Origin of the sequence: Nakamurella sp. (assembly GCF_048594475.1) — a bacterium.
In the GTDB taxonomy this organism is placed as follows: Bacteria; Actinomycetota; Actinomycetes; order Mycobacteriales; family Nakamurellaceae; genus Nakamurella.
The window spans coordinates 1-11331 of sequence record NZ_JBMDXT010000499.1 but is presented as its reverse complement, the minus strand read 5'-3'; the positions used below and the strand labels follow the sequence as shown (position 1 = coordinate 11331).

10 protein-coding genes are annotated in these 11331 nt (G+C 72.5%); 6 read left to right on the top strand and 4 right to left on the bottom strand.

Going from position 1 to position 11331, the window contains the following annotated elements; all coding sequences use genetic code 11:
• The first annotated feature begins 50 nt into the window (after nt 1-50).
• From ACOJUF_RS22625 to ACOJUF_RS22605, 5 genes are all read left to right on the top strand, one after another.
• Entirely contained in the window at nt 51-632 is a 582-nt protein-coding gene (locus ACOJUF_RS22625) for a DUF3618 domain-containing protein (RefSeq protein ID WP_420124069.1), read from the top strand.
• Nucleotides 633-851: 219 nt separating this feature from the next.
• Nucleotides 852-1625, top strand: a complete 774-nt coding sequence (locus tag ACOJUF_RS22620; RefSeq protein ID WP_420124068.1) for an ANTAR domain-containing protein — start codon at nt 852-854, stop codon at nt 1623-1625.
• Nucleotides 1626-1846: 221 nt separating this feature from the next.
• Nucleotides 1847-2890: an iron-containing redox enzyme family protein gene (locus ACOJUF_RS22615; protein ID WP_420124067.1), complete on the top strand. Its 1044-nt coding sequence runs from the start codon at nt 1847-1849 to the stop codon at nt 2888-2890.
• Nucleotides 2887-3834, top strand: a complete 948-nt coding sequence (locus ACOJUF_RS22610; protein WP_420124066.1) for a glycosyltransferase — start codon at nt 2887-2889, stop codon at nt 3832-3834. Before ACOJUF_RS22615 ends, ACOJUF_RS22610 begins: the two co-directional genes overlap by 4 nt.
• Nucleotides 3831-4106, top strand: a complete 276-nt coding sequence (locus ACOJUF_RS22605) for a CDGSH iron-sulfur domain-containing protein (RefSeq protein ID WP_420124065.1) — start codon at nt 3831-3833, stop codon at nt 4104-4106. Before ACOJUF_RS22610 ends, ACOJUF_RS22605 begins: the two co-directional genes overlap by 4 nt.
• Before the next feature lie 495 nt (nt 4107-4601).
• Here ACOJUF_RS22605 and ACOJUF_RS22600 read toward each other — a convergent pair whose 3' ends face one another.
• The 4 genes from ACOJUF_RS22600 to ACOJUF_RS22585 all read right to left on the bottom strand — a co-directional run bounded on the left by ACOJUF_RS22600 (nt 4602) and on the right by ACOJUF_RS22585 (nt 8944).
• A complete protein-coding gene (locus tag ACOJUF_RS22600; RefSeq protein WP_420124064.1) occupies nt 4602-5516 on the bottom strand; it encodes an ADP-dependent NAD(P)H-hydrate dehydratase in 915 nt (304 codons plus the stop codon).
• Nucleotides 5500-6240, bottom strand: a complete 741-nt coding sequence (locus ACOJUF_RS22595; protein ID WP_420124063.1) for a histidine phosphatase family protein — start codon at nt 6238-6240, stop codon at nt 5500-5502. The genes ACOJUF_RS22600 and ACOJUF_RS22595 overlap by 17 nt, the downstream gene beginning before the upstream one ends.
• A 245-nt stretch (nt 6241-6485) precedes the next feature.
• Nucleotides 6486-7589, bottom strand: coding sequence for a zinc-dependent alcohol dehydrogenase (locus tag ACOJUF_RS22590; RefSeq protein ID WP_420124062.1), 1104 nt, complete (start codon nt 7587-7589; stop codon nt 6486-6488).
• A gap of 68 nt (nt 7590-7657) precedes the next feature.
• Nucleotides 7658-8944: an MFS transporter gene (locus tag ACOJUF_RS22585; RefSeq protein WP_420124061.1), complete on the bottom strand. Its 1287-nt coding sequence runs from the start codon at nt 8942-8944 to the stop codon at nt 7658-7660.
• Between the two features lie 158 nt (nt 8945-9102).
• On the opposite strand from ACOJUF_RS22585, the gene ACOJUF_RS22580 reads away from it, so the two are divergent.
• Nucleotides 9103-10032: an AraC family transcriptional regulator gene (locus ACOJUF_RS22580; protein ID WP_420124060.1), complete on the top strand. Its 930-nt coding sequence runs from the start codon at nt 9103-9105 to the stop codon at nt 10030-10032.
• Nucleotides 10033-11331 lie beyond the last annotated feature (1299 nt).

The following is an 11331-nucleotide window of genomic DNA, read 5'->3' as shown; positions in this document are numbered from 1 at the left end:
GCGACCGTCAAGAAGATCCCGGATGCTCTGAAAGGAAACGAGAGCCAGCCATGACCAGTGACCCGGAACAGATCCGACGCGACATCCAACGCACCCGGAGCGAACTCAGCGACGACGTCAATGCGCTCGGCGACAAGGTGAATCCCGGCAGCATCGCCCGTCGCCAGGTCGGCCGGGTCCGCGGGGCCGCCACCGCGGTAAAGGACTCGGTGATGGGCACCGCCTCGGAGGCCGCCGACCAGACCCAGCATGCCGCATCGACGGTGGGCGACACGGTGTCCGAGGCTCCGTCGATGATCGCCGAGCGGGCCAAGGGTTCCCCGGTCGCCGCGGGCCTGATCGCCTTCGGCCTGGGGCTGCTCGCCTCGTCCCTGATCCCGGCCAGCCGGGCGGAGCAGCGTGCCGCCCAAGCCGTCAAGGAGACCGCCGAGCCCTTGGTGCACGAGTTGACCGACGCGGCAAAGGAGACCGCGCAGCACCTGCAGGAACCGGCCCAACAGGCCCTGGAGGAGGTCAAGTCCACCGCGAGCGAGGCGATGGACACCGTTCGCCAGGACACCGGCCAGGCTGCCGAGCAGGTGCGGAACCAAGCCTCGGATTCCACCGACGCCATCGGGCAGTCGGCCCGGTAAGGTCCGCCGTCCGGCGGGATGCGGCGGGATCGGTCGATCCCGGTCTTGCCGCGGCCCGGTCGGCGGTGCGCGCGAGCCGCGCCGCCGGCCGGGCCGCACCCGCCGGCTCCGGCCCGCCGGTTCCCGGGCAGCACCCCGGTCGGAATCCGGAAAGATCCACCGATCCACCGACCATGGCCAGCACCAGCCGGGTCGAGGAACCAAGAAGGACGCCCGACCATGTTCGACCTTGCGGACGACTCCGGTGACGGCCAGGTCAGCCGCGTTCATCTGGACCGGGTCCTGAGCGGCCTGCGTCACCTGGAGGCATCGCACGAACCCGCCCGGGTCTTCGCCGGGCTGGCCCAGGTCTGCGTGCCGGCGTTGTGTGACGAATGCCTGATCGAGGTGACCGAGCAGGGAACCCGCCCCTACCGCATCCGCCGGATCCGGCCGGGGCTGGCCCCGTGCCTCGCGTCCCCGGAGCATGCGCAGCCGGGCCGGTCGCCGGGCGACATCGACGCCGCGGCCGGCGAGGCCCCGGATGCTCTCGGGGTTTCCGTGACCGTCGACGGCGCCGGGATCCGGGCCCACTTCGTGAACTCCCCGGGGTCCGGGCCACCGTACCGGGGTGTGCTCGCCTGCCACTGGGAGGACGGGTACCACCCCGCGCCGTCGGATCGCGCCCTGGTCGGCGTACTCGTCGATCACGCCATTGCGCTGGTGCAGCGGGAACGTGCGGCCCTGGCCGGAACGGTGGCCGTCCCGACCGGCGCAGGCCTGCCCGTGCAGCACCGGATCGCCGCGGCGTCCGGCATTCTGATGGCGCTCTACCACCTCTCGCCGACCCAGGCGCGCCAGTTGCTCTCCCGGGCGAGCGAGCAGACCAGCGCGAGCATCGGCGACATCGCCGACACCGTCCTGCGCACCGGTGCCCTTCCGCCGCCGGCCACCGGGCGCGTCGACCGTGACCGGGCCGGACGGCGGGAACCGGGCCCGGTCGACGCGCCGTGAGTGCCCGACAGACCGCAACGGCGGATCTCGGGCGGGACGCCGCCGACACAACACCCGGGCGCCGTTTCCCTCGGCGCGAACCCGGGCACTGAACAGTTCTCGCCCCGCCCCCGTGTCACACGACCCCCGGTTCAACCGGTGGGCCCGCGGATCGTGGCGCCACCCGGCGGTGATCCGAGCGCACCCCGGCTCCAGGATTCCGATCGGAGGGACGCCCGACCATGCCCACCACCCGCATGCCACTGCCGACACCCCGTGGCCGGCTCAGCGCCGGCCTCGCCCGCCGGCTCACCGACGACCTCGCCCGCTGCGACGATCTCGTCGCGGAGGCGACCGCCGTGGGCGCGGACGGCATCCTTGTCGACGACGACGTGCAGCTCGCCCTGCTGATGCTGTACGAGCTGCACTACCGCGGCATCGAAGGCGTGGACGACGGGTGGGAGTGGCACCCCGGGCTGCTGGCGGTGCGCGCGGCCCTGGAGGCGCCGTTCGAGGCGGCCCTGCTGGCCGGGGCACCGATCATCGAACTTCGACCCGCCGGCGTGGCCGAGTCCCTGTTCTCGGCCACGGCGCCCCAGCCGGACCGGGGACGGAGCCTGGCCGGTTACCTGGCCCGGTCCGGCACCGTGGCGAACTACCGCGACTTCCTGACGGTGCGGTCGGTCTACCACCTCAAGGAGGCCGACCCCCACACCTGGGCCATTCCCCGGCTGGCCGGCGCCGCCAAGGCGGCCCTGGTCGAGGTGCAGGCCGACGAGTACGGCGGCGGCCGTCCCGACCGCATGCACGCCACCCTGTTCGCCGACTCGATGGCCGCATTGGGCTTGGATTGCCGCTATGGCATGCTCGTCGACGAGGCGCCTGCGGTCGTGCTGGCCGGGGTCAACGCGATGTCCATGTTCGGCCTGCACCGCCGGCTGGTCGGTGCCGTCGTCGGTCATCTGGCCGCCTTCGAGATGACGTCCTCGCTGCCGAACCGCTTGTACGGCAACGGGCTCCGTCGTCTGGGCTTCGGTGTCCAGGCGACCCGCTTCTTCGACGAGCACGTCCAGGCGGACGCGGTGCACGAGCAGATCGCCGGACGTGACCTGGCCGGGGGGCTCGCCGAGCAGGACCCGGCCCAGGCCCCGCAGATCCTGTTCGGCGCGGCCGCCTGCCTGTACCTGGACGACCTCGCCGCCCAGCACCTGCTCACCCACTTCCGGAGCGGAACGAGTCCGCGGCACCGGGGCGCGCAGCTGGCCGGGGCCCGGGCGGCGTCATGACCCCCCGGCCGTGGATCGAGTACGTCGTCCCCCTGCGGTGGGAGGACGACCGGGACCTGGCCGAGTTCACCCACTACCTGCAGTCGATCCGTCCGTTCACCGACATCAGCATCGTCGACGGATCGCCGGACGAGCTGTTCCGGCGGCACGCGCGGGCGTGGGCACCCATCGTCCGGCATCTGCCGGTCGATCCGTGGCCCGGCGGCAACGGCAAGGTCGCGGGTGTGGTGACCGGAGTGCTGGCCGCCCGCCACGAATCGGTGATCATCGCCGACGACGACGTCCGGTACCGACCGGAACAGCTTGCCGAGGTGGCCATCCGGTTGGCCGGTGCCGATGTGGTCCGGCCGCAGAACGTGTTCCGCCCGTTGCCGTGGCACGCGCGCTGGGACACGGCGCGGTCGCTCATCAACCGGGCCTTCGGGTCCGACTACCCGGGCACCCTGGGACTCCGGCGCTCCACGTTCACCCGGGCCGGCGGGTACGACGGGGACGTGCTGTTCGAGAACCTCCAGCTCATCCGCACGCTCGTCGCCGCCGGAGGACGCCAGATCCGGGCCGACGAGATCTTCATCGACCGGCGGCCACCGAACCTGACGCGATTTCTCGAGCAACGGGTCCGCCAGGCCTACGACGACCTGGCCCAGCCCGCCCGATTGGTGTGGGAGGCGAGCTGGCTGCCGCTGGTGATCGGACTGCTGGTGCACCGACCGCGCGCCGTCGTGGTCGCGGTCGTGCTGCCGATCGTCGTCGCCGAGCTGGGGCGGCGGCGACATGACGGCCGGCAGCACTATCCGGCGCACGCCGCGCTCTGGGCGCCGTTGTGGGCCGCAGAACGGGCCGTGGCCGTGTGGATCGCCCTGCTCCAGCGGGTGACCGGGGGTGCCCGCTACCGCGGCCGCCGTCTTCGGTCCGCCGCGCGCCGGCCGGCGGTGGCGGCATGAGCGAACCGCTCCGCGCTCGTGCGGTCCCGGATCAGGGTGCGGCCGTCGTCATTTCCGCGTGTCCGGGCGGCCCCCTGCTGGTCCGCGGCCCCGCCCGGGTGCTGGACGCGGCCGGCCGGCCGGTTGATCCCGGGCGCGCGACCTTCGCGCTGTGCCGCTGCGGGGCCACCCGCACCGCGCCGTTCTGCGACGGCACCCACAAGCTCCGCCGGAGCGCCCCCGGTCGGGACGGCGACGACCCGGGTGGCGCGGACCAGGACGCCGGCGCCTAACGCCGCGACACCCACGCCGCCCGCGCCGGGTCCGGTTGCGGGAGCGGCGTCCGCAGCTTCGCGACCCGCGCATGGCGGCGCAGCCGGAGCGGCCGGCCGAACCACAGCCCGAACAGCCGGGGGCCGCCGCACCCGCGACCGGCGGTGCCACCACCCACCCGACGACGTCGACGACCGGGCGGGCGGGCGACACCGACCGTCGCACATCGGTTGTCTCTGCGCACTTCCCGGTTCCCGATGGGCAGTGCGAGCAACACTGCGACCGGGTCCGGCGGCAGGTCGGGGGTCCGCCGCCGGACGCGGACAGAAGCCACCGGGGGCGGGTCGGGCGAACCACCCCTGGGGGTGGTTCGCCGCGCGGCCGGATTGCGGTACACCGCCCTGAGCGACCCTTCCCGCTTGTCGGTGCGGACATCGTCACCGACCGCGAGCTCCACCGGCGGCTGGGCTTTCGCGCGCACCGGGCGGCGCGCAGGCCGCCGCGGGCGCGGGAATTCACCCCAGCGAGCGCAGCTCGTCGAGCAGACCGGGCAGCTCGACGAGCAGGTCACCGGCGAGAAAGCCCACCGTGCCGAACTTCCGGGTCAGCCGGTGCCCCGCGGCCAGGTGCAGGTAGGTGGCCCAGCAGGCGGCCCGGGCCGGCACGGCCCCGCGGCCGAGCAGCCCGAGCACCATCCCGCCCAACACGTCGCCGCTGCCGGAGGTTCCGAGCCCGATGCAGGTGGGCGCGGCCTGCCAGCTGGACCCGGCCGGGTCGGCGATGACGTTGTGGCAGGTGATCACCGCCCGGTACTGCCGGGCGGCCCGGCGCACCGCGTCCGGCAGGTCCGCCGGATCGGCCAGGCCGCCCGACCGCAGGTCGAGCAGTCGCTCCAGCTCCGCGAGATTGGGCGTCAGGACCAAGCGCCCGCCCCATCGGTCGCTCACCTCGGGCAGGCCCGGCAGGATCCCCAGCGCGTACGCATCCAGGACGACCGACGTGTCGCCGCCGACCACCGGCAGCAGGGCCGTGACCAGCGCCGCGGTCCGGTCGGGATCATCCAGGCCGGAGCCCACCAGCAGTGCATCGCAGCCGGGCAATTGCTCGACCAGGTTCGGCGTGAGGTCACCCCGCACCGACCCCCGCCCGGTCTGCGGCAACGGGTGGACGCCGGACTCCGGCACGGCCACCGCCACCGCGGGGGCCACGGATTCGGCCACGGCCAGGGTCAACCGGCCCGCTCCCACCCGCAACGCCGCCCGTCCGGCCAGCATGGCGGCGCCCGGGGTCCCACCCGCTCCGCCCACGACCCAGACGTCACCCCGGCTCGCCTTGCCACTGCCGGACGGCGCCGGAAGCGGCCAGTCCCGCAGGAGCCGCCGGGTGAGGGCAGTGGATCGCCGATCGGTGGCCTCAGTGCGGGAAGGCATCGCGATCTCCGGGGTGCTCGGTCACCGGAACGCCCAGGGCCGCGAGATGACCGTCGGCGTTGACCTCCTCGGGCGACCACCACGGCTGCCCCTCGACGCGGCGCAGCCGGGTCACCGAGGCGTTGCGGATCGAGCCGGAACTGGCGCAGGCCAGCAGGTCGGCTTCGCGCATCCCCTCGCAGACGTACCGGAAGATCAGGATCATCGCGTCGTGGCAGACCACCAGGACCCGGGGCGGGACGTCGGTCCGCTCCAGGTCGAGCAGCAGCGACCGCACCCGGAGCGCCATGTCGGCCCAGGACTCGCCCCCGGGCGGGCGGTAGTAGAACTTGCCGAGCCAGGCCCGGCGTTGCGCCTCGGCCGGGAACAGGTTGTGCACACCCACGGTGGTCAGCAGGTCCAGGACTCCCAGTTCCCGGTCGCGCAGCCGCTCATCGATCCGAATGTTCGGCCGCGCCCCGCCCTGGGCGACGGCGATCTCGGCCGTCTGTACCGCTCGCCGGTACGGCGAGCTCCAGACCGCCTGCGGCGCCGCCTCGGCGGGCAGCGTCGCGAGCCAGGCGCCGAGGGCGGCCGCCTGGGCCTGTCCGGTCGACGTCAGCTCCACATCGGCGTCCCGCAGACCGATCCGGATGACGTCGGTTCCGGCCGCGGCGGCCTGCGACGCCGCAACGTTGCCCACGCTCTCCCCGTGCCGGACCAACCACAACTGCGTGGCAGCCATCGTCCACACCCCATCACCGTCGCGACCGGCCGGTCGCCGCGCGACGGCGTCCGGCCGGCGGGCGGGCCCGGTCCGGGACCCTGCTCATGTCGACCCCGGCGCGCTCGGCGCCGAAGTCCCCATTACGTACCCGAAGTGGCGCCGGGCAATCGCCGGGGTCGCTGGGCAGATCTGTCGTCGGGCCCGGCTACCCGGCCCGGACCGGCCGGTGCCACCGGCCGCGCCCGGCCGGTGCCACCGGTGTCTCAGATCTCCGGGGTGACCAGGATCTTGCCCGAGCTGTCGGCCCTCGCGCGGGCGAAGGCCTCGGCGACATCGTCCAGACCGTAGGTGCGGGAAACGATCTCGTCGGTGGGAAGGCCGCCGCTCGCGGCGATGGCCAGGGCGGCGTCCATGTCGGCCTCGGTGTAGGCCGCGCAACCCTGGACGCGGATCTCCCAATCCTGGATCACCGGCATCGGCAGGGTGGCGTCGCGGGGCGGGACGCCGACCACGGCCAGGGTCCCGGCCCGGCGGAGCAGGGCCACCGCCTGGTTCAGCGAGCGCTGGTTGGTCACGCAGTCCAGCACGACGTCGGCCGGACCACCCAGCGCGGCGAGCACCTGATCGTCGACGTCCGGGTCACCGGCCGGCACCGCGCCGTGCGCACCGGCCCGCATGGCCCGCTCGAGCTTGCCGGGGTCCAGGTCGGTCACGACCACCGTGCTCGCCCCGGCCTCCAGCGCAGCCACGACGCACAGCACACCGATCGTGCCCGCGCCCAGGACGACGACGCGGGCGCCCACGACCGGCCCGGCGATGCGCACCGCGTGGACCGGCGTGGCCAGGCACTCCACCAGGGCGGCGGTCCGGTCGTCGACGCCGTCCGGCACCGGGAACAGGTTCCGTTCCGGAGCGAGGAAGTAGTCGGCCATCGCGCCGGCCCAGCCCAGGGACGGGTCGCAGCCGATCCAGGTCAGGTTCTCGCAGGCGTTGGAGCGGCCGGCCCCGCAGTTCAGGCAGCCCCCGCACGCGACGTTCGGCTTGAGCAGCACCCGCTGGCCGACGGTCAGGTCGGCCACGCCGTCGCCGAGCGCGACCACCGTGCCGGTCGCTTCGTGGCCGGGCAGGTAGCGGCTGGTCAGGAACGGGTGCTGGCCGGCGATGGCGTGGGTGTCGGACCCGCAGATCCCGATCAGCGCGCTGCGCACGAGCGCCTGTCCGGGACCCGGGGCGGGAATCGGGGCCGTCTCCAGGTGCACGCCCTGGGTCGGCTCGGCCACGGCCCGGCGCATCGGGGCGGGGAAGCCGTCGGCGTCCGGATCGATCGTGGCGATCGGGGCGCCGGTGCCGGTGGTCGTCGGAATCATCGTCATGATCGTCGCTTTCGTCGATGAACGGCGTGGATGGGTTGCAGGAGTGGTCGGCGGGCGAGCGGTCAGGCCGCCGGGGCCGCGAACTCCGGCGAGGTCGAGCGGGCCTTGGTGGAGATGCCGGGCTGGTCCGGACGGACGAAGGCGGTCAGGCCGGCGCCGGTCAGGTAGAGCACCGCGTAGGCCCAGCAGACCCCGCCGATGCCGACGATGGGCAGCAGCACCATGGCGATGGCCGGGCCGAGGAAGGTGGAGACCCCGGCGGCCAGGTTGTGCGCCGACACCGCGGCTCCGGTGTGCTCGGGAGCCAGCGCCGGGAAGACCGCACCCATCGGGACGAAGGCGGACACGGCCACCGCCAGGAGCACCGCCGCTGCGCCCAGGGCGAGCATGTTCGGGCCGGTCCACTGCGGCAGGTAGTAGAACGCCAGGGTGGCCACGGCACAGCCGACGCAGCCGTACCAGCGCATCTGCCGCATCCAGCCGAAGCGGTCACCGATGCGGCCCCAGAGCACGTTGGTCACGATGGTGACGGCGAACATCAGGCCCCACAGCTGCATCCACTGCGTCACTTCCAGCACCGCGACCCCGTCATAGCTGTCGGTCGACAGGTACAGCGGCATGATGACCGGGAACCCGAAGAGGGTGAGGTTGCAGATGACCCGCACGATGGCCAGGATCAGGATCTGCCGGTTCTCGACCAGGATCGTGGCACCGCGGGCCAGTTCCCGCAGCTTCTGGGACGCATTCATGCCCGTCGAACGATCCTGAGCCGGACCCCGGTAGCGGTGGGCGCTCCAGGCGGCCAGCAGCACACCGGCGGCCACCCACGGCAGCGCCAACCACAGCGTCAGCTGCTCACCCAGGACCGGCAGCAGCCAGCTCGGCAGGTAGGTGCCCAGCACGCCGATGCCCAGGGAGTACGCCGCCCAGTACCAACCCATCGCGGTCGCCAGCCGGGACCGGTCGACGGTCTGGGCGATCAGCACCACGAAGGAGTAGATGAACATCGGGTAGGCGGCGGCGCGCAGGCCGTAGATCAGAAGGATCAGCGGCAGGCTGCCGGAATTCAGGCCGACGCCGAGCAGGACGACCTGCAACACCAGCCAGGCGATGCCGGCGACCACCATCACCCGGCGGGCGCCGAACATCTCGGCGATCACTCCCGAACACCAGGCGGCGATGGCGGCGACGAAGCCGTAGACGCTGAACGCCAGTGCGGCATCCACCGGCGTGTAGCCCAGATCGACCAGATACCTGGCCAGGAAGGTCAATTCGAAACCGTCGCCGGTCATGAAGAGCGCGATCGCGGCGTAGCCGAAGATCAGGGAGCGGGGAAGTCGGGCAGACACGGATTCACCTCGTCGTGCTGGATGGGACTCGCCAGGAATGCCGTTCCGCGGGACGTCCTCGCAACCGGCACCACCGATCCTGACGGTCGATCGGGTTCCGATCTATAGCCGTGCACGCGCTCGACTGGTACTTATTTGACCTGACCCGAGGAGGCGGCGTGATCCCCGAACGCGCGGCGAGCACCCCGCTGTCCGGCCGGTCGCCGGCGGCGGAGATCGTGGTGCCGGACCTGTCCAGCAGTGTCAGGTGGCATCAGCACGACTTCCCGCACCCGCTGGCCCGCTGGCACACCCACCCCGAGGTGGAGGTGCACCTGATCCGCCGCAGCAGCGGGCTCGCGTTCGTCGGCGACCACATCGGGCCGTTCAAACCGGGTCATGTCGTACTGGTCGGGTCCCACCTGCCGCACAACTGGATCTCCGACCTCGATCCCGGTGAGCTGGTCGAAGGACGCGATGTGGTCCTGCAGATCGACCCCGCACGCATCGACCGGTTGGCCGAGGATCTGCCCGAAGCCGCCGAGGCGACCGCGCTGTTCGAGTCGGCCGACCGGGGCATCGAGTACACCGGCCACACCGCGGCCCGGGCGGCCGTCGAACTCGAGCTCGTCGGGGCCAGCCGTGGCCTGCACCGGCTGCATCGGGTCTTCGGCCTGCTCGGCATTCTCGCCGACGCTCCTCGGCCGGACCGGCGCATCTTGTCGCGGGCCCCGGCCGGGGCACCCTTGGACGCGCCCGCCCAGCGCAAGGTCGACACGGTGCTCCGCTACATCACCGACAACCTCGGTGGGGAGGTGCGTTTGGACGAAGCAGCCCGGATCGTCGGCATGACACCGTCCGCACTGTCCCGCTTCTTCCTGCGTGCCGCCGGGTGCGGGTTCGCCGACACCGTGCGCCGCCTGCGGGTGATCCGGGCCTGCACCATGTTGTTCCGGACCGACCGTCCGGTCGCCGAGATCTGTTTCGAGGCGGGCTACCAGAATCTGTCGAATTTCAACCGCCAGTTCCGGGCCGAGACCGGCATGACGCCCCGCGACTACCGCCGCTCGATCCGCACCGGGACGGCGCGGGCGGACCTGGTGATCTGACCTGCGGCGACGGGGTCGACCGGTCGGTCACCAGAACGGGCAGCCGGGCACCCGCATTCGGGCAACTCTCCCCGGTAGGGACCGATGGTCGGCCGACCAGCACCACCGACGGCCCGGCACGGGCACGAACCGGGCAGCGCCAGCACGGGACAAGAACTGGACGGCCGGGGAGGCCCGCGTTCTTTCTTTCCGGCGCAGCCGGTCGGTCATTTCATTCGAGCAACGGTTATCGGCCCAATCACCGCGGGGTTCGGCCGGATGGGGATCGCGGTGAATCCAGAAGTGCTTGCCGCACCCCGCCGCGGTTCTCCAACCGCCGCTCTCACGCGGGCGAGTCGACAAACGCCGGCTTGGGCGGCCATCGGCTGCCCAGTCTGCGGCCAAGAACGCCCGCAGAGTTCACGCACCTGCCCGGGGGCCGTCGAACACACCCGCTCGGCGATCGACCATCGACATCGACGCCCTGGCCTCCTTGCCCGGCGGATCGTCGCAGGCACCAACCGCATCGAAGGCGACAATCGACTACCGGTGTTCACCCCGTCGCGACCCCACCTCCCATCGCGGGTCAGCCCGGGCGGTCGGACGCGCGAACGGCGCGAACCTTTCCGACCACGGCCAACGAGGCGCTGGAGGCGCGGAACGCGTTGTCGCGGAGGGTGACTCGGCCCGGGACGCGGGGACCAGCAGCCTTGCAGCCGCGGGCGCCAGCAGCTGGTGCGGGTAAACCCGCCGCCGATGCCGCGTCTCGTACCGACGCAGGGCGGCCGGCAAGTCGCCGGCGCCGGAGCGCAGGCTGTCGGCGAGCGCAGCAGCCCCGGCGACGGCCATGCTGGAACCCTCACCGAACAACGACACACAGCTGGCCGCGTCCCCGACCAGGACCGTCCGGCCGCGCGACCACCGATCCATCCGCACCCGGCTCACAGCATCGAAGTACATCTCCTGACTGTTGCGGAGCCGCTCCACCAACTCCGGGACAATCCAGCCCATGCCGCCGTCGACGTCCGCGACCAGCCGCTGCCGGCCCGAGAGATTGTGGGGTCTATCGGCCGCGGGCAGGCGGTCCCGGAACAGGAACGCTGCACCCTCCCGGCCGGTCGTCGGATGGACGATGACCGCCCGCCCCGGCGCATTGTGAATCAGCACGGTGCGCGGATCTGAATCGCCCTGGATTCGCTGGAGGCTCGGGGTTACGCAGCCTTCCCGGTCGGGGTGCTGGTCTGCTGACGGTACAGCTGCTCGTAGGTGACGGGTGGCAGGTAGTCGATCGAGGAGTGCAGTCGGCGGGTATTGAACCAA

Coding starts and splice junctions, on each gene's coding strand:
- ACOJUF_RS22625 (WP_420124069.1), top strand. CDS start 51: ATGACCAGTGACCCGGAACAGATCCGACGCGACATCCAACGCACCCGG.
- ACOJUF_RS22620 (WP_420124068.1), top strand. CDS start 852: ATGTTCGACCTTGCGGACGACTCCGGTGACGGCCAGGTCAGCCGCGTT.
- ACOJUF_RS22615 (WP_420124067.1), top strand. CDS start 1,847: ATGCCCACCACCCGCATGCCACTGCCGACACCCCGTGGCCGGCTCAGC.
- ACOJUF_RS22610 (WP_420124066.1), top strand. CDS start 2,887: ATGACCCCCCGGCCGTGGATCGAGTACGTCGTCCCCCTGCGGTGGGAG.
- ACOJUF_RS22605 (WP_420124065.1), top strand. CDS start 3,831: ATGAGCGAACCGCTCCGCGCTCGTGCGGTCCCGGATCAGGGTGCGGCC.
- ACOJUF_RS22600 (WP_420124064.1), bottom strand. CDS start 5,516: ATGCCTTCCCGCACTGAGGCCACCGATCGGCGATCCACTGCCCTCACC.
- ACOJUF_RS22595 (WP_420124063.1), bottom strand. CDS start 6,240: ATGGCTGCCACGCAGTTGTGGTTGGTCCGGCACGGGGAGAGCGTGGGC.
- ACOJUF_RS22590 (WP_420124062.1), bottom strand. CDS start 7,589: ATGATTCCGACGACCACCGGCACCGGCGCCCCGATCGCCACGATCGAT.